The following is a 20,974-nucleotide window of genomic DNA, read 5'->3' as shown; positions in this document are numbered from 1 at the left end:
GGACGGCCGCTCACCGCTCCGGCTCAGCGCTCCCGCCGACCGTCCTCGCCGCCCTCCTGCCCGGGCCGTTCCTCCTCGGGACGCTGCCAGTCGTCGTCGTGCGGGCCGAGGAGTTCGTCGGCGAGCGAGGGGACGTCGTCGAGCGGGGTCTCCTCCGCCCACTCGGGGCGCGGGCGGCGAGGCTTCTCCTCCTCCGGGGCCACCTGCGGCATCTCGCGCGTGCGCTCCTCGAACTCGGCGGCAGCGAAGCCTTCGCGGCGGAACTGCCACTCGGCGGTGTCAGCCTCCGAGCCCTCGGGACGCGGCGCCTCCTCCCCCGGCACCTGAGGCAGGACGGTCGTCTCCTCCCCCGGCCACTCGGCCTGCGGGAGCGGGCGCGTCTCGTCCGAGGAGGGCCACTCGGCCTTCGGCTCCTTCGAGAGGGAGTGCCGCCGCCCCGTGCCCGCACCGGGGACCTGGGGGAGCTTCGTCGTGTCGGCCTCGGTGCCGTCGGGTGCGGCGGACGGGGCCTCCCGCTGCTGCTCGGCCTCGCGCGCACGCTCGGTGCGGAGCAGCGCCTCCTCCGCCTTGCGCTGGCGTTCCTGCCGGCGCTCCTCGGCCTCGGCGCGGAGCCGTTCCTCCTCGGCCTTGCGCCGGCGGAGCCGCTCCTGCTCCTCCTGGTACGCGCGCTCCTCCGCCTCGCGGCGCTCGCGCTCCCTGCGCTCTTCCTCCTCCTGACGCCGGCGTTCCTCCTCGGCTCTGCGCCTCGCCTCCTCGGCCTGACGGGCCTCCTCCTGCTGCTTCTGGAACTCGGCCTCGCGCCGCTTGCGCTCCTCCTCCTCGGCGCGCAACTTCTCCAGCTGCTCCTGGCGTTCGCGCTCCAGGCGCTCCTCTTCCTCCTTGCGCTTGCGCTCCTCCTCGGCCTTCCGGCGTGCCTCCTCCTCGGCTGCCTTGCGGGCCTCCTCCTGCGCCTGCTTCTCGGCCTCCGAGAGCGGCAGGACCTGGTCGACACGGTGCTGGACCGCGGTGGTGACCGTCTCCGGGGCCTGCGCGGCGTCGACGACGAGGTACCTGGCAGGGTCGGCGGCGGCGAGGGTGAGGAAGCCCGCGCGAACCCGCTCGTGGAACTCGGGCGGCTCGGACTCCAGGCGGTCCGGCGCCTCGGTGAAGCGTTCGCGGGCCGTCTGCGGCACGACGTCGAGGAGCACGGTGAGGTGCGGGACGAGGCCGTCCGTCGCCCACCGCGAGATGCGCGCGATGTCGCTCGGCGCGAGGTCTCTGCCGGCGCCCTGGTAGGCGACGGAGGAGTCGATGTACCGGTCGGAGAGGACGACGGCGCCGCGCTCCAGGGCAGGACGCACGACGGTGTCGACGTGCTCCGCGCGGTCCGCGGCGTAGAGGAGGGCCTCCGTCCGGTGGGAGAGGCCCGCCGAGGAGACGTCGAGCAGGATGGAGCGAAGGCGCTTGCCGATCGGCGTCGCGCCGGGCTCCCTGGTGACGACGACCTCGTGACCCTTGCCCTTGAGCCACTCGGCGAGCGCCTCGACCTGCGTGGACTTGCCCGCGCCGTCCCCTCCTTCGAGGACGAGGAAGAAGCCGTGCTCCGACGGTGCCCGGCCCGAGGTGTCGGCCCCGAAGGCGTCCGCGAGGTCCCGGCGGAGCGGCACGCCCTGCCGGTCGTCGAGCCGGCCGAGGACGAGGGCGGCGACGGGCAGCAGCAGTGCACCGATGAGCATCAGCGTGAAGGAGGCACCGCCGTGCGCGAAGACGAATTCGCCGCTCTCCACGCGGTGCCGGCCGATGAACGCCGCGAGCACGGGCGCCGCCACGGCGCAGATCGCGACGGTGAGCCGGACGACGGCCTGGAGGTGCGCGGTGGTCCTGGCCCGACGGGACTCCTCGGTCTCCTGGTCGAGGAGGGCGTGGGCGGTGTTCGCCGCCACACCGGCGGTTGCTCCCGCGAGTACGGAGAGCACGAGCACGGTGGCCGTGTCGGGGACGAGCCCCATGCACAGCAGCGCGACGCCGGTGAGGGCGAGCGAGAGCGGCAGCAGCCGGCGCCGGGAGAGCGCGGGCAGCGTCCGGGGAGCGAGGCGAACTCCCGCCACCGCGCCGGCGGTGAGCCCGAGCACCAGCAGCCCGAACGCGACGGGACCGCCGCCGAGGTCGAACGCCTCGAGCACGGCGAGCCCGACGGCCCCGGCCAGAGCGCCCCCGACGGCGGAGCCGGCGAGCACGAGCAGCCCGACGGCACCTGTGCGCCCCTTCTCCGTCCCCTCGGCCGACCGAGGCCGACGCAGGCCCTCCAACGGGGACCGCGGACGGGAGGTCGGGGTGTCGGGGAGGGCGAGGAAGTAGGTGAGCGAGGCACCGGCGGCGAGGAGGCCGGCCGCGATGTACGAGGCGAGCGCGGCCTGGTGGTCGGCGAACCAGGCGACGCCGGCGCCGAGAAGGTTGCCGACGAGGGTCGCCACGACGAGGGCGGTCGCGGCGAGCGGCAGCGCGCCGAAGCCGGTGCGCAGCCAGAGCCGCCCGAGCGCCTCGCGGTGGTCGGGGACGGGGCGCAGCGTGATGCCGTTGAACTCCCGCTCGGCGCCGGCGAGTCCGGGCGGCGGCTCCGGAAGCAGCGCCGGGGCGACGGCGTCCCTCGTGACGGTGGCGAGGCGCTCGGCGACACCGGTGGTGAAGACCGTCACGAGGATCAACGCGAACGCGCTGCCCGGGGTCCAGTCGATCCAGAGCGGCGCGACGATCAGCGCGGCGGCGCGGAACGCGAGCGTCCCGAAGAGCGTCCAGCGCCGGTCGAGGATCTTCTTCTCCTGGTTGACGAGCGCCGATACGGGCCCGAGGAGCACCGCGCCGAAGAGGAGGACGGCGAGCAGGCGCACGCCGAGGACGACGGCGACGACCAGCGCGATGTCGCGGTACCCGCCGCCGAAGATCGGGTCCCCGCTGATCGCATGGACGGTGGCGGCCTGCACCGCCAGCAGGACCAGCACCAGGAGGCCCAGGATGTCGCCGATCCCGCCGGCGAACTGAGCACTCCACAGCCGCCGCAACGGCGGGAAGCGCAACAGCGCCCCCACGGCGCCGTCGCGAGACTCAGCGGCGAGGGCGTCGTCGGGTGTGGGGTTCGCGCCCGTTGGCTGCTCTGCACGCGTCATTCCGCCAGCGTATCGGGAGTGACCGACACCTTGTGGCGGTGGCCGAACAAACGGGCGGGGAGCGAGGGGTGGCGCGGGCGAGCGGGACCTCGGAGCTTCCGGGGCAACCCGCCGCATCCCCGACGCGCACCTCTCCTGCTGCGTCCACCCGGGCAACCGGGGCGCCCCCCGAAAGAGTCAACTCCCGGCCCCCCAGGGAGCTTGCCGCCCCGGCACACGCAATCGGGGCTCTACTCTGCGGCGCCCTGCGCCGCCTCCGCCTTCTCCGCCTTGGCGGAACCGCCGTCCGACGACGTCTTCTTCGCCGTCGTCTTCTTCGCGGTGCTCTTCGCCGCCTTCTTCGCGGTCGACTTGCTCGCCGTCTTCTTCGCCGCGGTCTTCTTCGCGGCCGTCTTCTTGGCAGCGGTCTTCTTGGCAGCGGTCTTCTTCGCCGCCTTCTTCGTCGGCCCCTTCGCCCGCTTGTCCGCGAGGAGTTCGAAGCCGCGCTCCGCCGTGATCGTCTCGACGTCGTCGTCCCGGCGCAGCGTGGCGTTGGTCTCGCCGTCGGTGACGTACGGGCCGAAGCGGCCGTCCTTCACGACGACCGGCTTCTCCGTCTGCGGGTCCGTGCCGAGTTCCTTGAGCGGGGGCTTCGCCGCAGCCCTTCCGCGCTGCTTCGGCTTGGAGTAGATCTCCAGCGCCTCTTCCAGCGTGATCGTGAAGATCTGCTCCTCGGTCTCGAGCGAGCGCGAATCGGTGCCCTTCTTCATGTAGGGGCCGTAGCGCCCGTTATAGGCATAAATCTCCTCGTCGGACTGCGGGTCCGTGCCCACGAGCCGGGGGAGCGAGAGGAGCTTCAGCGCCTCGTCGAGCGTGATCGTCTCCAGGGACATCGAGCGCAGCAGGGAGGCGGTGCGCGGCTTCACCGCGTTCTTCCCCGTCTTGGGCGTGCCCTCGGGGAGCACTTCCGTGACGTACGGGCCGAAGCGGCCGTTGCGTGCCACGATCTCCCGGCCCGTCTCCGGCTCGGTGCCCAGTTCGAAGTCACCGCTCGGCTTGGCGAGGAGCTCCTTCGCGTACTCGACGGTGAGTTCGTCCGGCGGGAGATCGTCCGGGACGTCGGCGCGATGGCCCGGCTCGTCCTCCTTCTGCGGGGGCCCCTCGACGTACGGGCCGTACCGGCCGACGCGCAGCGTGATCCCCTCACCCACGGGGAACGACGAGACGCCCTTGGCGTCGATGGCGCCGAGATCGGAGACGAGCTCCTTGAGCCCGCCGAGGTGGTCGCCGTCGCCTCCGGCCTCGACGGCCGCGCCCTCCGCGTCGCCCTCGCCGAAGTAGAACCTGCGCAGCCACGGGACCGACTCGGCGTCGCCCGCTGCGATGCGGTCGAGGTCGTCCTCCATCTTCGCCGTGAAGTCGTAGTCGACGAGGCGCCCGAAGTGCTTCTCCAGGAGGCCGACGACGGCGAAGCTCAGGAAGGACGGCACCAGGGCCGTGCCCTTCTTGAAGACGTAGCGGCGGTCGAGGATGGTGCTGATGATCGAGGCGTAGGTGGAGGGGCGGCCGATCTCCCGCTCCTCCAGCTCTTTCACCAGCGTCGCCTCGGTGTAGCGGGCCGGAGGCTTGGTCGCGTGGCCGTCGGCGGTGAGCTCCTCGACCGAGAGGGAGTCGCCTTCGCTCACCTGCGGGAGGCGGCGCTCTCGGTCGTCGAGCTCGGCGTTGGGGTCGTCGGCGCCCTCGACGTACGCCTTGAGGAAACCGTGGAAGGTGATCACCTTGCCGGTGGCGCTGAACTCCGCCTCGCGGCCGTCCGAGGACCTGCCTCCGACGCGGACCGTGACCGACTGGCCCGTGGCGTCCTTCATCTGCGAGGCGACGGTGCGCTTCCAGATCAGCTCGTAGAGCCGGAACTGGTCGCCGGTGAGGCCCGTTTCGGCCGGGGTGCGGAAGCGGTCGCCCGAGGGGCGGATCGCCTCGTGCGCCTCCTGCGCGTTCTTCACCTTGCCCGCGTACGTACGGGGCCTGTCGGGGAGGTACTCGCCGCCGTAGAGCTGGGTGACCTGCGCACGGGCCGCGTTGACCGCGGTGTCGGAGAGGGTGGTGGAGTCCGTCCGCATGTAGGTGATGAAGCCGTTCTCGTACAGCTTCTGGGCCACCTGCATCGTCGACTTGGCACCGAAGCCGAGCTTGCGGCTCGCCTCCTGCTGGAGCGTCGTGGTGCGGAAGGGAGCGTACGGGGAGCGGCGGTACGGCTTGGACTCGACGGAGCGGACGGTGAAGACCGTCTCCTCCAGCGCGGCGGCGAGCGCGCGCGCCTGCTCCTCGTCGAGGTGGAGGACCTGGGCCGAGTCCTTGAGCCGGCCGTCCGCACCGAAGTCGCGGCCCTGCGCCACACGGCGGCCGTCGACGCTGCTGAGCCTGGCACCGAACGTGCTCGGGTCCGAGGCGTCCCCCGCCCGCCCCGTTGCGAACGTGCCGGTCAGATCCCAGTACTCGGCGGAACGGAAGGCGATCCGCTCGCGCTCCCGCTCGACGACGAGCCGCGTCGCGACCGACTGCACGCGGCCGGCCGAGAGCTTCGGCATCACCTTCTTCCACAGCACGGGCGAGACCTCGTAGCCGTAGAGGCGGTCGAGGATGCGCCTCGTCTCCTGCGCGTCGACGAGTCGCTGGTTGAGCTCGCGCGGGTGCTGGACGGCGTCCTGGATGGCGCTCTTGGTGATCTCGTGGAAGACCATGCGGCGGACGGGGACCTTCGGCTTCAGCACCTCTCTCAGGTGCCACGCGATCGCCTCGCCCTCGCGGTCCTCATCGGTGGCGAGGAGGAGTTCGTCGGACTCGGCCAGAAGCTCTTTCAACTTCTTGACCTGGTCCTTCTTGTCGCTGTTGACGACGTACAGCGGCTCGAAGTTCTCGTCGACGTTGACACCGAGCCGGGCCCAGGGTTTTCCCTTGTACTTGGCGGGGACCTCGGCGGCACCGTTCGGCAGGTCGCGGATGTGCCCGACGCTGGCTTCGACCACATAACCAGGGCCGAGATAGCCCTTGATCGTTTTGGCCTTGGCAGGGGACTCGACAATCACGAGTCGGCGCCCGCCGTCTGCGGTCTCGCGGGTCGGGGACAACTGTCGCTCTTCTCTCCGGTGGGCATCGGTGTCGCTGCGGAGTGTGACGGTACCTCCCGCCCCCATGTCAAACGGGAAAAGTCCGCAACGCCACTCGAACGGTAACCCGACAGCCAGGTGTTCCGCCCCCTGATCCCCACGACCGCGACCTGCTGGTGCGCCACGGGATGTACCCCGGCACGCCGAACCTCCCACTCGGCTCGGCTTCGCGCGCCCCCGCCCCCGCGCTACCCGGCCGGCTCCAGGAACCCCTGCTCGACGAGGAGCCGCAGCGCCTCCGGCATACGCGCCCGGAGCACGGCCGGGTCCTCGCCGAGGAGCTGCGCGATGGCGTCGAGGATGCGCCCGGCAGGCAGCGAACCGTCGCAGGCACCGGCGAAACCGGCGCCGACGGTGTCCACGCTCGTCGCCCTGCGCATGCCCCGCTGCTGCCGCAGCACCACGTGCTCCGGGTCCTCGGAGCCGGGGGTTCCGACCTGCTCCTGGACCACACCGTCGGCGAGGACGAAGCGGCCCGCGAGGAGGTCGGCGTCGTCGACGGAGCGGAGGTAGTCCTGCCGAGCGAAGTGCGCCGCGATCGTCTCTCCGAGCGGCTGCTCCACGGGGTGCGGCCACTCCTCCGCGAGCACCGCGGGGGTACGCGCCCCGCCGCGCCGCACGGTGATCCAGCCGAAGCCGACCGCGTGCGTACCCCTGCGCGCGAACTCGTCCAGCCACGCGTCGTACCGCTCCGCGTACGCGGCCGGGTCGCCGCGGTGGTCGCCGGCGTCGCGCAGCCACAGCTCCGCGTACTCGGCGACGTCCTGCACCTCGCGCTGAACGATCCAGGCGTCGCACCCCTGGGGAACCCAGGAGGAGACGCGCTCACGCCAGTCCTCGCCCTCGCGGTGCTCCCAGTTGGCGAGGAACTGGCAGTACCCGCCGTCCGCGAGGTGTTCGGCGCTCCTCTCGACGAGGCCGCGGCACAGGTCGTCGCCGGCCATACCGCCGTCCCTGTAGGTGAGCCGGGCACCGGGCGAGATGACGAACGGCGGGTTGGAGACGATCAGGTCGTACGGTCCCTCGCCGCGGACCGCGTCGTAGAGCGAGCCCTCCCGGAGCTCGGCGGCCGGCGCACCGGAGAGCGCGAGCGTGAGCCGGGTGCAGCGGAGGGCGCGGGGGTTGAGGTCGGTCGCGGTCACCGAGGTGGCGTGCCGGCTCAGGTGGAGCGTCTGCACGCCCGAACCGGAACCGAGATCGAGGGCGTTGCGCACGGGGCTGCGGAGGGCGAGGCCGGCGAGCGTCGTCGACGCGCCGCCGACACCGAGCACCACCTCGCGGTCGGCCTCGCCACCGCGGTGCGCTCCGTCCCGGCCGCCGACGGCGCAGCCGAGGTCGCTGACGATCCACCAGTCCTCCTCGCCGGGGCCGCCGTAGGGGCGGATGTCGACAGTGGCGTGCACGTCGTCGTCGACGCGGGCGAGCCACCCGTCCGCGAGCGCCTCGGGGAGCGGCAGGAACTGTTCGGCCCGCTCGGCGGGAACGGGCTGCTGCAGAAGGAAGAGCCGGACCAGCGCCTCCAGAGCGCCGTCCCCGCGCGTCGCTCGGAGCGCGGGGACGGTCTCGCCGCGGGCGAGCGCGGCGTAAGCGGGGGCGCCCAGCAGCTCCAGCAACCCGTCGGCGGTGAAGCCGGCGGTAAGGAGCGCCTTGCGGAGGCGCTCTGCGGTCTGCGGTTCCGGACGGGGAAGCTCGTACGTACTCACGCGCCCATTGTGACGCGCGTGCCCCGCGCCGGGAGCGGGTGTGCCCCCGGCGGGGAGGTGCGTACGGGCGCCCCGCCGGCGGTCAGGACGGCGACGGCGGAGTCGCGGAGGTGGACGGGCGCTGGCAGCCCTTCTGCTCGGACATTGCCCTGCCGACGTCGCCGGACTGGAGCTTGTTGAGCGCCCTGTCGCCGTTCTTGCCGAGCGTGTCGAGCTTGCTCGCGATGTTCTTCAGGCCCTGTGCGAACTTCGACTGGTCGTCGGTGTCGAGCTTGTCGACGGTGGACTTGAGGCCGGCGTACTGCTTGGAGAGGCCGTTGAGCTCGTCGACCGCGTCCTTCTGGAGCTTCTCGCCGTCGTCGACGGGGGGCGCACCCGCATTGTCGACGGAGCGGGCGAGGGACTTGTAGGCGCCGGAGATCTGCTGGAAGGCGGCCGAGTCGGTCTTCTTGACCTCTTCGGACGACTGGTTCTGGCGGGATGCCTCGTTGATCGAGGAGTTCGCCTCCTGGATCTTCTTCACCTGGGGCTGCACGTCGTCGCAGACCTTCTTGGCCCACTCGTCCGTCTTCTCGCCGCTGTCGTCGCCGCATCCGGTCAGCGCGAGTGCGAGTGCCGCACTGGAGGTGAGTGCGAGCGCGAGCTTCTTGTTCACCGGTTCGGTCCCTTCCATGGCTGTTCGGCCCGGAACATACACGGGACGGGTCGGTGCGCGAGGCGGCCGCCGGACAGCTCCGCCCGTATTGCAGCCATTTGCACCAAATACGAGGGGGCGCCCACGGGGCTCCCGCGCGCCCTCGACGCCCGTGCCACCCGGCAGAACGGGCGGACGCGGCAGCAACTCGCCGCGTCCGCCCGTGTGTTGGGTCACAGCCCCGGTACGGCTCAGGAAGCCGCGACCGGATCGGTGGGCTTCGTCACGGAATCCGCGTCCGAGCCCTCGCCCTCGTCACCCACGGCGATGCCGCGCCGCTTGGAGACGTAGACGGCGCCGACGATGATGGCGATCGAGACGACCGCGATCAGGATGCGCGTGCCGATGCTCGCGTCCGAGCCGTAGCTGAACTTCACCACGGCCGGAGCGATCAGGAGAGCGACCAGGTTCATCACCTTGAGCAACGGGTTGATCGCCGGGCCCGCCGTGTCCTTGAACGGGTCGCCGACCGTGTCGCCGATCACCGTCGCCTCGTGCGCCACGCTGCCCTTGCCGCCGTGGTGCCCGTCCTCGACCAGCTTCTTCGCGTTGTCCCACGCGCCACCGGAATTGGAGAGGAAGACGGCCATCAGGATGCCGGTACAGATTGCGCCCGCAAGGAACGAGGCGAGCGCGCCCACGCCGAGCGTGAACCCGACGAAGATCGGCGCCATCACGGCGAGCAGCCCAGGCGTCGTCAACTCCCTGAGCGCGTCCTTGGTGCAGATGTCGACGACGCGGCCGTACTCCGGCTTCTCCGAGTAGTCCATGATCCCGGGCTTGCTGCGGAACTGCCGCCGCACCTCGAAGACGACGGCGCCGGCCGAACGCGAGACGGCGTTGATCGCCAACCCGGAGAAGAGGAAGACCACGGCCGCGCCGAGGATCAGCCCGACGAGGTTGTTGGGCTGGACGATGTCGAGACTCAACCCCAACTCGCTGCCCACGGAGACGTTGTACTTCGAGACGGCCTCGCCGATCTCTCTGCTGTACGAGCCGAAGAGCGCCGCGGCCGCGAGCACCGCGGTCGCGATGGCGATCCCCTTGGTGATCGCCTTGGTGGTGTTCCCGACGGCGTCGAGGTCGGTGAGGACCTGCGCGCCCTCGCCCTCCACGTCGCCCGACATCTCGGCGATGCCCTGCGCGTTGTCGGAGACGGGGCCGAAGGTGTCCATGGCCACGATCACGCCGACCGTCGTGAGGAGCCCGGTGCCCGCAAGAGCCACCGCGAAGAGCGCCAGCATCACCGAGGTGCCGCCGAGCAGGAAGGCGCCGTAGACGCTGAGTCCGATGAGCACCGCCGAGTACACGGCCGATTCGAGGCCGAGCGAGAACCCGGAAAGCACCACGGTCGCCGGGCCGGTGAGCGACGTCTTGCCGACGTCGCGCACCGGGCGCCGGCTCGTCTCCGTGAAGTACCCGGTGAGCTGCTGGATCAGCGCCGCGAGCACGATGCCGATCGCGACGGCGACGAGTGCGAGCACCTGCGGGTTGCCGTCGTGCTGCCGGAGCGCGCTTTCGGCGCCCGTCAGGTCGGCGTAGCTGCTGGGCAGGTAGGTGAAGACGGCGATCGCCACGAGGACGATCGAGATGCACGCCGAGACGAAGAAGCCCCGGTTGATCGCGGTCATCCCGCTCCGGTCGGAGCGTCGCGGTGCCACGACGAAGATGCCGATCATCGCCGTCACCACACCGATCGCGGGCACGATCAGCGGGAAGCCGAGGCCGGCGTCGCCGAACGCGACCGTGCCGAGGATCAGGGCGGCGACGAGGGTGACCGCGTACGACTCGAAGAGGTCGGCCGCCATGCCGGCGCAGTCGCCGACGTTGTCGCCCACGTTGTCGGCGATCGTCGCCGCGTTGCGCGGGTCGTCCTCGGGGATGCCCTGCTCCACCTTGCCGACGAGGTCGGCGCCGACGTCGGCCGCCTTGGTGAAGATGCCGCCGCCGACCCTCATGAACATCGCGATCAGCGCCGCGCCGAGGCCGAAGCCCTCCAGCACCTTCGGCGCGTCCGCGGCGTAGACGAGGACGACGCACGCGGCACCGAAGAGGCCGAGGCCGACGGTGCACATGCCGACCACGCCTCCGGTCCTGAACGCGAGTTTCATCGCGCGGTGGGAGACCGCGGTGAGGTCGGCCTTGGGCTCTCCCTGCGCCGGCGTCGCCTCGCGGGCGGCAGCCGCCACGCGCACGTTGCTGCGGACCGCCAACCACATTCCGATATAGCCGGTCGCGGCCGAGAAGGCGGCGCCCACCAGGAAGAAGAGGGAACGGCCGAGGCGTTGGGTCATATCGTCGGCCGGGAGGAGCAGGAGCAGGAAGAAGACCACCACGGCAAAGATGCCGAGGGTCCGCAACTGCCGTGCGAGATAGGCGTTCGCGCCCTCCTGCACCGCCGCAGCGATCTTTTTCATGGACTCGGTGCCCTCACCGGCTGCGAGTACTTGCCGCACCAGCACTAGGGCGACTCCGAGCGCTGCCAGCGCAACCACGGCGATGACGATCACCAAACTACGGTTGCCTGTGGTCAGTTCTGCGGAATCGGCCAAGAACTGGGGGTTCTGAAGTGGGCTGAGATGCCCCGCCATTCGTCCTCCTTGACGTTTGGCACATGGGCGCGCGCAAGCACGCTCAGGCGTCCTGCTGCAAAGATGTTGACGGATTGTAGGGATCAGTTCCTGATCAAAACAGGGCGCTGCAACGAGAATCCGGCTCGACCTGCGTGGTTGGGGGGTCGTACCCCTCGAAAAATCGCTCGCATGAGGTAAACACCGAATTCAACTGACGCCGAAGAAATGATCAGTTCGGTGATCTCCTATTGCCGGATTACCCCTGGTCGCAATAGGCGCGCACACAGGAAAAACGCTTCTCGCCGGGAGCGGCCCCGGCCCGGAGCCGGCGTCAGGCTTTCCGGACGTGTGGCTGCTGACGTGGCGGGCGGGACGGCGTGGATCGATCGCTCACAACTCGGCTCAACCGCCGGGCTGCCGCCGCAAGTTGCAGCCACGACGAGCCAACGCCTGCCTGTCATGGGAGAGTTGGAAGTGACGACGAGCACCCCACGGCGCGGCGCGCTCCGTTCCGTACCGCCTCCCCGGCGGCTCTGCGCCCGGACACGGGTCGGCCTTCGAGGACGGCCCCTCGCCCCACAGACACCCGGAGCACGACGAAACCCCCGGCGCCGTGGCGACCGGGGGCTGACTGCACGGTGGAGGGGTTAGACGGGCTCCTCGTCGGGGATGACGGGCCAGCTCATTCTGATCAGCCCGCCCTCGTCGTCGGCGCCGACCTCCAGGTCGTCGACGAGGCCGCTGATCACAGCGAGCCCCATCTCCCCCTCGCCCTCCTCTTCCGGCGCCGACGCCGGCTGCTCGGCCGGCAGCGACTCGGCTGGCTGCGGGGGCGGCCCGCTGTCACCGACCTCGATCGAGAACTTCTTCTCGTCCTCGACGAGCGCGACACGGACCGGGCTGCTCAGATTCTGGGCGGAGTGCAGCGCGACGGCACGGGTGCACGCCTCACCGACCGCGAGCCGCACCTCGTCGAGCACCGCCTCGTCCACCCCTGCGCGCCGCGCCACCGCGGCGGCCACCAACCGCGCCGTCCGGACGTGTTCCGGGAGCGGGCTGAAACGGAGTTCGACGGTGGCCATGCCATCCCCTTCGGTCTTTCCAGTCTGGGCGGCAGGGGGCCGGGCGAAAACCCGCCCGGTCTCCCTGCATCCGGTGTTGCGTCCTGCCGCACCGCTGCGCGGCAGGACGCGTCGGCGCAGGGAGCGACGGGGACTCAGTCCGTGGCGGCGACGGCCTCGTCGACCGAACCGTGGATCGGGAACACCTTGGTGAGGCCCGTGATCCGGAAGATCTTGAGGATGCGCTCCTGATTGCAGACGAGGCGCAGGCTCCCCTCGTGCGCCCGGACCCTCTTGAGCCCGCCGACGAGGACACCGAGACCGGTGGAGTCGAGGAAGTCGACACCCTCCATGTCCACCACGAGGTGGTAGCTGCCATCGTTCACCAGCTCCACAAGCTGCTCGCGCAGCTTGGGCGCGGTGTACACATCAATCTCGCCACCGACCTCGACGATCGTGCGATCACCGACAGTACGGGTCGACAGGGACAGGTCCACGGAACCTCCAGCACCTTGCTATCGAGCGGTCCGCCCCCTCGGTCCTCCCTCCCCCTTGCCTGACAGCGAGAGGTGCCCCCCGAAGCGGGGGACGGATCGGCAGCCGCAGAGGCATTCAATCACTTACCAGTAGGCGAGTACGACGCCTTGCGGTCATTGTCCGTCACGCCGGTGACACACTCGTACCGATGGCCCTCGAACAGCACCCACGGTCCGCGACCGTACGCCCACCGGCCGTGCCTTGCGGCACGGTCCGCCGTGGCGACCCTCGCGGCGTGCTCGATCGTCTCACTACAGGGTCAGACCGCGCTGCGCGCCTCACCCATACGGAGCACTTGCCCCCTCGCGACGGTCGCCATGCGGAATGGCCCGAGCCGATCCGGCCGGAAGTGATCGACGCCGTCCGCCGATCCGGCGTCGACCGTCCCTGGGAACATCAGGCCGCCGCGATCGACCACGCCCTGCGGGGCGAATCGGTCGTCGTCGCCACAGGCACCGCCTCCGGGAAGTCCCTCTGCTACCTCGTCCCCACGCTCACCAGCCTTCTCGACGGCTCCGAAGCACCCAACGGACGGGGCGCGACCGCGCTCTACCTCGCCCCCACCAAGGCCCTCGCCGCCGACCAGCGCCGCGCGATACGCGAACTCGCCGAGCCGCTCGGCACAGCCGTCCGCGCGGCGACGTACGACGGCGACACCGCACCCGAGGAACGGGACTGGGCGCGACTGCACGCCAACTTCCTGCTCACCAACCCCGACATGTTGCACGGGGGCATCCTCCCGGCGCACTCACGCTGGTCCTCCTTCCTGCGCGCCCTGCGCTACGTCGTCATCGACGAGTGCCACACCTACCGGGGCGTCTTCGGCTCGCACGTCGCCCAAGTCATCCGCCGGCTGCGGCGGCTGTGCGCGCGGTACGGGTCGGAACCGGTCTTCGTCCTCGCCTCCGCGACCACGGCAGAACCCGCCACCGCAGCAGCACGGCTGACCGGGCTGCCCGTCGCCGAAGTCACCGAGGACACCTCGCCCCGGGGCGAGACCGTCTTCGCGCTCTGGGAACCCCCGCTCACCGAGTACGAGGGCGAGGGCGGCGCACCGGTGAGACGTACCGCCACCGCTGAGTCGGCGTCGCTCCTCACCGCCCTCGCCGAACAGGCCGTCCGCACCGTGGCGTTCGTACGCTCCCGCCGCGGGGCCGAGTTGATCTCCCTCATCGCTCAGGAGCGGCTCGGTCCCCCGACCGGCGTGTCCGGCGCGGCCGCGGTGCCCTCGCCCCGCGTCGCGGCGTACCGCGGGGGTTACCTCCCCGAGGAGCGCAGGGCGCTCGAAGCGAAGCTCCACTCCGGCGAACTGCTGGGGCTCGCGGCCACGACGGCGCTCGAACTCGGTGTCGACGTCTCGGGGCTCGACGCCGTCCTCATCACCGGCTACCCCGGCACTCTCGCCTCGCTGTGGCAGCAGGCGGGGCGCGCCGGAAGGGACGGGCAGGGAGCCCTCGCCATCCTCGTCGCGCGTGACGACCCGCTCGACACCTATCTCGTGCACCACCCCGAATCGCTCTTCGACCGCCCGGTGGAGTCGACCGTCCTCGACCCCGACAACCCGTACGTCCTCGCTCCTCACCTGTGTGCCGCGGCCGCCGAAAAACCGCTCGCCGACGAGGACTTCGCGCTCTTCGGCCCTTCCGCCGCCGAACTCACCGAGAAGCTCGGCAGGCAGGGCCTGCTGCGCCGCCGCGGCTCGTCCTGGTACTGGACGCGCAGGGAGCGGCCCGCCGACCTCGTCGACATCCGCGGCAGCGGCGGACGCCCCGTGCAGGTCGTCGAGGAGGGGACCGGCACGCTGCTCGGCACCGTCGACGCCGGCGCCGCTCACACCACCGTCCACGAGGGCGCCGTCCACCTGCACCAGGGCAGGACGTACGTCGTCCGCGAGCTGGACCTGGAGGGCTCCGCAGCGCTCGTCGAACGCTCCGACCCGCCCTGGACGACCATGGCCAGGGACACCACCTCGCTGTCGGTCCTGGAAACCGAGACCGAACTCCCCTGGGGCGAGGGGCGGTTGTGCTTCGGCTCCGTCGAGGTCACCCACCAGGTCGTCTCCTACTTGAGACGCCGACTGGTGACGGGGGAGGTGCTCGGCGAGAGCAAGCTCGACCTGCCGCCGCGCACCCTGCGCACCCGGGCGGTCTGGTGGACGATGACGGAGGACCAACTCGACGCGGCCGGCGTCGAATCCGAGATCCTCGGCGGCGCCCTGCACGCCGCCGAGCACGCGTCGATCGGCATGCTGCCCCTCTTCGCCACCTGCGACCGCTGGGACATCGGCGGCGTCTCCTTTCCGCTGCATCCGGACACGCTTCTCCCCACCGTCTTCGTCTACGACGGACACCCCGGCGGCGCCGGCTTCGCCGAGCGCGGCTTCCGCACCGCGCTGGAATGGCTCACGGCGACCCGTGACGCCATCGCCGCCTGCGAGTGCGAGTCGGGCTGCCCTTCCTGTATCCAGTCGCCGAAGTGCGGGAACGGGAACGATCCCCTCCACAAACGCGGCGCCGTGAATCTGCTCACCGAGCTCATCAACTCCGGTGCTCGGCAAGGCGTTGACATCGGCACGCGCGGCGACTGACCGAGCCGCACCTGCAAACGCGCAGGCGCGTGGCGGACGGGCTGCAACGGCGGCCGGACGACTGCCCCGAGCCCAGGCGCCCACGCCTCGCGCGGCCCTGAGGCCCCGCCCGCAACCGCAGCCTCGCGCGGTCCGGCACGCGCCCTCGCCACCGGTGCGTAAGGCCCGATGCGTGCCACCGCTATGAGGTCGGCAACCTCGCCTTTCACCGTGCACGCGACGACTTCGGCCCGCTGTGCCGACGCGACCAGACGTGCCGTCCGACAGGCCCGCGCACCGTCCTCCAGCGCACGCTCCGCCGCGGCCAGGGCGGCCAAGTCTGCGGCAGCGCCAGCCCGATGGCGGGCCGCGACGGCCTGCCCGAGCATCAGCACGCCCCCGAAGAGGAAACACAGGGACAGACAGCAGACCGCAGCACAGGCGGTCGCCGCGCCTCTCTCACCCCGTGGGCACTCCCGACTCGGCCAACGCCACCGCGTCCGCGCCGAGTTCCACCGCCAGCGGCCCCGGCCCTGCCGACTTCGCCTTGACTCGCACACGCAGCAACTCCCCCTCTCTCGCCGTCTCCACCACTGCGCCCGACGGGGCAGCCGTACGCACGGCCTTCCGTACGCCGTCGTCGGCCTCGCCCCGTGCTGCTGCGCGGGCGCCCGCCCGCGCAGCGTCGACGCACCGGATCTGCGCGGCAGCCGCCATGAGCCCCCAGAGCAGTACCGCGGCGACGATCACCAACGCCGGTAGCACGAGGGCTGCTTCGGCGGTCACGAAACCGCCCTCGCGACCTCTCCCTCCACCCGGCCATCCCGCCTGGAGCGACTGCCGGTTCGGAGCCGGCACCCTGCCCTTGCGTTCCCGTCCGGGACGACGACGCGGCGTGCGCGACCGTGCTCGGCGGTGTCTCGCCTCCCTGCGCACCTCGGACGCCGCGGTCCTGCGGAGGCAGGGCGGGCCCTCCGCACCGGCGGCCTGCGCTCCCTCGTCAGAACGGTGCACGAAGAGCCCTCGCAATCAGCTCCTCGATCTTTCCCGTTACCGAGTCCCCTGTGACCACCTGGTAGAGGACCGCGGCGAGGGCCGCCGCACCCAGGGTTCCGACGGCGTACTCGGCCGTACTCATGCCGGCCTCGCCGCCCAACCTCGGGCTTCCTCCCAGGCCCGCCGGCAGCCGCAGACGACGGGACGCCACTCCCCACTGAGCCCCCAGGACGCGCACCAACCGCCCACGCTCGCCGACATACGCGCCGCACGGCGTGACCCGCACCGGTGCAGCCACCAGGCACGCACCCTTTGCTCGACGTACTCGCATCCGCTCTTCCCCGTTCTCTTCCCTGGACCCGCGGGCATAGCACCCCTCCGGGCCACCTCAGACCAGCGTCCTGGCCAGCCCCAACACCACAGGCACCACACCGACGGCCACGAAGGCAGGCAGGAAGCACAGCCCCAGCGGCCCAGTGACCATGACTCCGGCACGCCGCGCACGCACCGCCGCGCGCCGCACGCCGGCGGCCCTCAACTCGGCCGCCAATCGACTCACCGTCTCCGCAGCCGGAACGCCTGCCTCCCCGGCGCGTGCCATGCACCGTGCGAGTCGTCCACCGCCCGGCACGGAGCCGAACCGCTCCCAGACGAGAGCGGGCTCCTCGCCGAGGCGCAACTCCCTCGCCGTCTGGCTCAACAACCCTGCGACCGGGCCACCGATCGACCTTCCCACCGCCTCAGCAGCCTTGGCCGGCCCCGAACCCGCCGCGAGACACGCGGCCAGGAGCTCGGCGCAGAGGGGCAGTTGACGTGCCACCTCCTCGCGTTCCTCCTCATCTGCATCTGACGCCCACCGTCTCGACCACCGCTGGACGCCCCAGGCCACCACCATGCCGGTCAGTACGCCCGACCAGCCCCCGACCAGGGCACAGACACCTGCCCCGGCTCCCAGTGCGGCCAAAGTGCGGGTGCTCCGGCCGGACTGCTCACCCGCACCCGTCCTTTCCTCCCCGCCCGCCGGCCGGTCCGCCGGGATCACGCGCCCCGACCTCCGCCGCCCGCAGCTCTCCCGCCACCTCCCGAAGAGCACGCACACCACTCCGAACGCCACCAACCCGACGCCCGCGCCCCACAATTGGGCGACGCCCAGCGCTTCCCCGAACACGACTCACCCCCGTTCCGCGGCTCGTACGATCGCGCACGTCCACCAAAGGCCAGCGCCTTCGAAGAGGCCGCCGAGCAGGAGGCAGACGAGGCCGGACGGAGTGTGGAACAGAACCTGGAGCGGCTCGGCCTCCATGGCGCTCCCAAGAACCAGACCCAGCACAGGCAGCATCGCGAGAACCGCGACCGTCGCCCACGGCCCCGCCAACTGTGCGCGGAGCTCCTCGCGCTGCTCCCGCTCCGCCTGGAGGGAGCTGCCGACTCGCTCCAACGCCCGAGCAAGCCCGGCGCCTCCGTCGACGGCGACCTGCCAGCACGCGACGACACCACTGAGCCCCTGCGCCCCCTCCGTGCGGGCTGCCTCTCGCAGTGCCTCGGGTACGTCACCGCCGAAGCGGGCGGCAGCAGGCACGGCCGTGCCCTCGAGAAAACCTCCCTCCTCTCCGTGGCCGACCAGTTCGGTCCCGACCGACAGGGCCTGTGCCGGCGGCCGGCCCGCCCTCAGTTCCCCCGCGACCACGCTGCAGAGTTCGATCACCTCCTCCTCTCGTTCCTCTGCGCCGCGCACGAGAAGTCGCCTCCGCAGCCACCGTGCTGCCAACGGCACGCAGGCAGCTCCGATCAGCAACGGAAGCCACGAACTGCTCAGCACCCCGACAGCCAATCCCGCGACCAGCGGAAGCAGTTGGGGACCGCCACGGGTGCGCACCAGCTCCAGCGCACGCCCGCCCCAGCGACGCGGCCACGCGCCCAACGGCTCCTCCTCGGAGGCGAACAGCCTGCGGGCCCTGCCGTCACCCGGTCCCCGAGGTGACCGGACGCCGCCCGCTCTGCCGAACGTCAGCACACGCTCATCCGCCGACATGCCGCCTCCCGCCACTCAGCTCCGGTACCGCTGGAGCACACCGACGTTGCAGCTCCGCCCACCCCTCCTGAGGGGCGAAGCCGCGGTCTCGGCCGTTCCACACCGCAGCCGGCCGCGTGCACACCAGACCGTCGGAGAGCCGATCCAGCACGTGCACCTCGGCTACCCGCCTGCGCCCGTCGCGCCCCCTGACGAGGTGGACGACCAGGTCGAGCGCCGCCGCCAACTGGCTGTGGAGCGCGGCTCGATCGAGCCCTCCGGCCGTTCCCAGCGCTTCCAGCCGGGCGGGCACGTCGACTGCCGCGTTGGCGTGCAACGTCCCGCAGCCGCCCTCGTGCCCCGTGTTCAACGCGGCGAGCAGCTCGGTCACCTCGGCGCCGCGTACCTCGCCGACGACGAGTCGGTCGGGACGCATGCGCAGGGCCTGCCGCACGAGATCGCGCAACTCCACCCGGCCCGCCCCCTCCTGGTTCGCGGGCCGCGCCTCCAGCCTGACGACATGCGGGTGATCGGGGCGCAGCTCGGCGGCCTCCTCGGCGAGGACGATGCGCTCTCCTCCCCCCACGAGCCCCAGCAGACTGCTGAGCAACGTGGTCTTCCCCGAGCCGGTCCCGCCGGTGACGAGAAAGGAGAGCCGCGCATCGAGCACGGAGCGGAGCAGGCCGTCGCCGCCGGCCGGAAGAGTCCCCGCTCGGACGAGTTCCCCGAGAGTGAAGGCACGTGGACGCACGACGCGCAGCGAGAGGTAGGTGGAGCCGACCGCCACCGGCGGCAGGACAGCGTGCAGGCGCGTGCCGTCGGGGAGCCGGGCATCGACCCACGGCCGCGCGTCGTCGAGACGACGGCCGGCGGAGGTGGCGAGCCGTTGGGCGAGGCGACGCACCGCCGGGGCGTCGGGGAAGCGCACCTCGGTGAGGTGCAGCCCTCCGCCTCGGTCGACCCAGACCTGGTCGGGCGCCGTGACCAGCACGTCCGTCACGTCCGGCTCGGCGAGCAGCGGTTCGAGCGGGCCGCTCCCCACCATCTCGGATCGGAGGCTGTCCACGACATCGAGTACCGCGCTGTCCCCGAGCAGCCGCCCTTGGGCACGCAGCGCGGCGGCGACGCCGGCCGGCGTCGGCTCCGTACCGGCCTCGGCCAACTGCCGCCGCACCGTGTCGAGGAGGGCCCCCGCCACCGGCACGGCCCGCTCCCGCGCGGGACGCCCCCTCACTCCGACGCACCCCCTTCGCTCAGCGTCCGCTTCCAGAACTCCCGCGAGAACCTCGCAAGCGCGCCGCCCTCCTCGCACCCTGGCGGCAGACCCCGGTCGACGTACTCCAAGAGGCCCTTCTCCCAAGGGAGTTCACCGGCGAGCGGCAGGCCCAGCAGGCGCGCCACCTCGCTCTCGTCGAGCCCGGGACCGTACGGCCTGGGGCCTGACGGCCCTCCCGGTGCCCGCACCACAGCCCGCAAGTCGGGGACGGCGAGCCGGGCGCGCGAGGAGATCCGGTGCGCGGCGGCCACGGCCCTCAGCTCGGCCGGCACGACGACGAGCCCGAGGTCCAACTGGACGAGCGCCTCCGCCACGGTCTCGTCCATCCGCCGCGGCAGGTCGACGACGACAACGCCGCCCCGCCTGCGAGCAGCGGACAGGACCGCCTTCATCGCCTCCAAAGGCACCACGACGGACTCCCCGCGGTCCCAACTCAGCAGCCTCAGCCCGTGCATCCGCGGCAGCGACTCGGCGAGCGCCGAGCCGCCCACCCGTCCCCGGGAGTCCGCGAAAGCCGGCCAGCGCAGCCCCTTGGCGCGCTCCCCGCCGAGCAGAACGTCGAGCCCGCCGCCCAGCGGGTCGCCGTCGATCAGCATCGTCTGGTGCCCCATCCGCACGGCGGTGAGGGCAAGGGCGCACGCGAGGGTCGACGCGCCCGCGCCACCCCGACCGCCCACGACACCGACCGTCAGCGCGAATTCGCCGATCCCTTCGGCCGCGTCCGCGATACGCCCCGTCAACCAGCTCTCGGCGTCCGGAAGAAGAACGACGCCCTCGGCGCCGATCCGCGCACCGCGCTCCCAGACGCCCGAGTCGTCGAGGTCCCGTCCGACGAGGAGCACCCCGGAGCGACGACGGGCGCCGCGCGCACCGCATTCGGCAACTCCCCCGAGTCCGGGCGCTTTTGCGCAGTCGTCCCCCACCAATACGAGCGGAGCCCGTTCCCAGGAGACGGCTCCTCCCCAACTCGACCAATCCAAATGGGCCGCAGGAGCCCCATGAGCCACATCCGCTTTGGTACCGGCGGCTGCACAGAGTCGCAGTAGGTCATCGAGAAGGACCTCGTCCTCCGTGACAATCAGAATGTTTTCGGCCATGATCCAGCCCCGCTCCCAGCCATGTGTACTCGCTTGAGCAAACGCCCTGGGGCGCCGCCGGGAATCACTGTGCAGGCGTCACGAATATCGCGTGGATCATGGTCAAGAACTGTGGACAACCCGGGGATTGTGGAAAACTTCGTCACCCTTGCGAGGGCCATCCGGAGAGCA

Annotated in this window: 14 protein-coding genes and 1 pseudogene; 1 reads left to right on the top strand and 14 read right to left on the bottom strand. The window is 71.5% G+C overall.

Features of this window, described 5'->3' with window-relative positions:
• Nucleotides 1-23: 23 nt before the first annotated feature.
• From tmk to bldG, 7 genes are all read right to left on the bottom strand, one after another.
• Entirely contained in the window at nucleotides 24-3,143 is a 3,120-nt protein-coding gene (gene tmk, locus F603_RS0120600) for a dTMP kinase (protein WP_019547863.1), read from the bottom strand.
• A gap of 230 nt (nucleotides 3,144-3,373) precedes the next feature.
• Complete coding sequence (topA, locus tag F603_RS0120595) at nucleotides 3,374-6,250, bottom strand: type I DNA topoisomerase (RefSeq protein WP_026328586.1); 2,877 nt, start codon at nucleotides 6,248-6,250, stop codon at nucleotides 3,374-3,376.
• A 227-nt stretch (nucleotides 6,251-6,477) separates the two neighbouring features.
• Entirely contained in the window at nucleotides 6,478-7,992 is a 1,515-nt protein-coding gene (locus F603_RS0120590) for a DUF7059 domain-containing protein (RefSeq protein ID WP_019547861.1), read from the bottom strand.
• 82 nt (nucleotides 7,993-8,074) lie between these two features.
• The gene (locus F603_RS0120585; RefSeq protein WP_019547860.1) at nucleotides 8,075-8,665 is read right to left on the bottom strand and encodes a hypothetical protein; all 591 of its coding nucleotides are present in this window, start codon (nucleotides 8,663-8,665) and stop codon (nucleotides 8,075-8,077) included.
• A gap of 212 nt (nucleotides 8,666-8,877) precedes the next feature.
• Entirely contained in the window at nucleotides 8,878-11,277 is a 2,400-nt protein-coding gene (locus tag F603_RS0120580) for a sodium-translocating pyrophosphatase (RefSeq protein ID WP_019547859.1), read from the bottom strand.
• Nucleotides 11,278-11,906: 629 nt separating this feature from the next.
• Nucleotides 11,907-12,341: an ATP-binding protein gene (locus F603_RS0120575; protein ID WP_019547858.1), complete on the bottom strand. Its 435-nt coding sequence runs from the start codon at nucleotides 12,339-12,341 to the stop codon at nucleotides 11,907-11,909.
• A 134-nt stretch (nucleotides 12,342-12,475) separates the two neighbouring features.
• A complete protein-coding gene (gene bldG, locus F603_RS0120570; protein ID WP_019547857.1) occupies nucleotides 12,476-12,817 on the bottom strand; it encodes an anti-sigma factor antagonist BldG in 342 nt (113 codons plus the stop codon).
• A gap of 188 nt (nucleotides 12,818-13,005) precedes the next feature.
• On the opposite strand from bldG, the gene F603_RS0120565 reads away from it, so the two are divergent.
• Nucleotides 13,006-15,444 carry a DEAD/DEAH box helicase gene (locus F603_RS0120565; RefSeq protein ID WP_078503708.1) on the top strand — a complete coding sequence of 813 codons (2,439 nt, stop codon included), beginning with the start codon at nucleotides 13,006-13,008 and terminating at the stop codon, nucleotides 15,442-15,444.
• A gap of 188 nt (nucleotides 15,445-15,632) precedes the next feature.
• Here F603_RS0120565 and F603_RS34220 read toward each other — a convergent pair.
• From F603_RS34220 to ssd, 7 genes and pseudogenes are all read right to left on the bottom strand, one after another.
• Nucleotides 15,633-15,983: pseudogene (locus F603_RS34220) on the bottom strand (Rv3654c family TadE-like protein); the annotation flags it as partial.
• Nucleotides 15,883-16,209 (bottom strand): TadE family type IV pilus minor pilin, encoded by a 327-nt coding sequence (locus F603_RS0120560; protein ID WP_019547855.1) that lies wholly within the window; start codon nucleotides 16,207-16,209, stop codon nucleotides 15,883-15,885. The pseudogene F603_RS34220 and the gene F603_RS0120560, both read right to left, overlap by 101 nt.
• A gap of 214 nt (nucleotides 16,210-16,423) precedes the next feature.
• A complete protein-coding gene (locus tag F603_RS34215) occupies nucleotides 16,424-16,579 on the bottom strand; it encodes a DUF4244 domain-containing protein (RefSeq protein WP_019547854.1) in 156 nt (51 codons plus the stop codon).
• A gap of 228 nt (nucleotides 16,580-16,807) precedes the next feature.
• Nucleotides 16,808-17,239, bottom strand: a complete 432-nt coding sequence (locus tag F603_RS35955) for a type II secretion system F family protein (RefSeq protein ID WP_245600839.1) — start codon at nucleotides 17,237-17,239, stop codon at nucleotides 16,808-16,810.
• Between the two features lie 351 nt (nucleotides 17,240-17,590).
• Nucleotides 17,591-18,451, bottom strand: coding sequence for a type II secretion system F family protein (locus tag F603_RS0120545; RefSeq protein ID WP_245600838.1), 861 nt, complete (start codon nucleotides 18,449-18,451; stop codon nucleotides 17,591-17,593).
• Complete coding sequence (locus F603_RS0120540; RefSeq protein ID WP_019547851.1) at nucleotides 18,438-19,634, bottom strand: TadA family conjugal transfer-associated ATPase; 1,197 nt, start codon at nucleotides 19,632-19,634, stop codon at nucleotides 18,438-18,440. Before F603_RS0120540 ends, F603_RS0120545 begins: the two co-directional genes overlap by 14 nt.
• A 26-nt stretch (nucleotides 19,635-19,660) precedes the next feature.
• A complete protein-coding gene (gene ssd / locus F603_RS32485; RefSeq protein ID WP_026328585.1) occupies nucleotides 19,661-20,803 on the bottom strand; it encodes a septum site-determining protein Ssd in 1,143 nt (380 codons plus the stop codon).
• Nucleotides 20,804-20,974: the final 171 nt, after the last annotated feature.

The sequence above is a fragment of the Streptomyces sulphureus DSM 40104 genome (assembly GCF_000381025.1).
Lineage (GTDB): Bacteria > Actinomycetota > Actinomycetes > Streptomycetales > Streptomycetaceae > Streptomyces > Streptomyces sulphureus.
This window is presented reverse-complemented; position numbering and strand designations above follow the sequence as displayed.

Coding starts and splice junctions, on each gene's coding strand:
- tmk (WP_019547863.1), bottom strand. CDS start 3,143: ATGACGCGTGCAGAGCAGCCAACGGGCGCGAACCCCACACCCGACGAC.
- F603_RS0120585 (WP_019547860.1), bottom strand. CDS start 8,665: ATGGAAGGGACCGAACCGGTGAACAAGAAGCTCGCGCTCGCACTCACC.
- F603_RS0120580 (WP_019547859.1), bottom strand. CDS start 11,277: ATGGCGGGGCATCTCAGCCCACTTCAGAACCCCCAGTTCTTGGCCGAT.
- F603_RS0120575 (WP_019547858.1), bottom strand. CDS start 12,341: ATGGCCACCGTCGAACTCCGTTTCAGCCCGCTCCCGGAACACGTCCGG.
- F603_RS0120565 (WP_078503708.1), top strand. CDS start 13,006: ATGGCCCTCGAACAGCACCCACGGTCCGCGACCGTACGCCCACCGGCC.
- F603_RS0120545 (WP_245600838.1), bottom strand. CDS start 18,451: ATGTCGGCGGATGAGCGTGTGCTGACGTTCGGCAGAGCGGGCGGCGTC.
- ssd (WP_026328585.1), bottom strand. CDS start 20,803: ATGGCCGAAAACATTCTGATTGTCACGGAGGACGAGGTCCTTCTCGAT.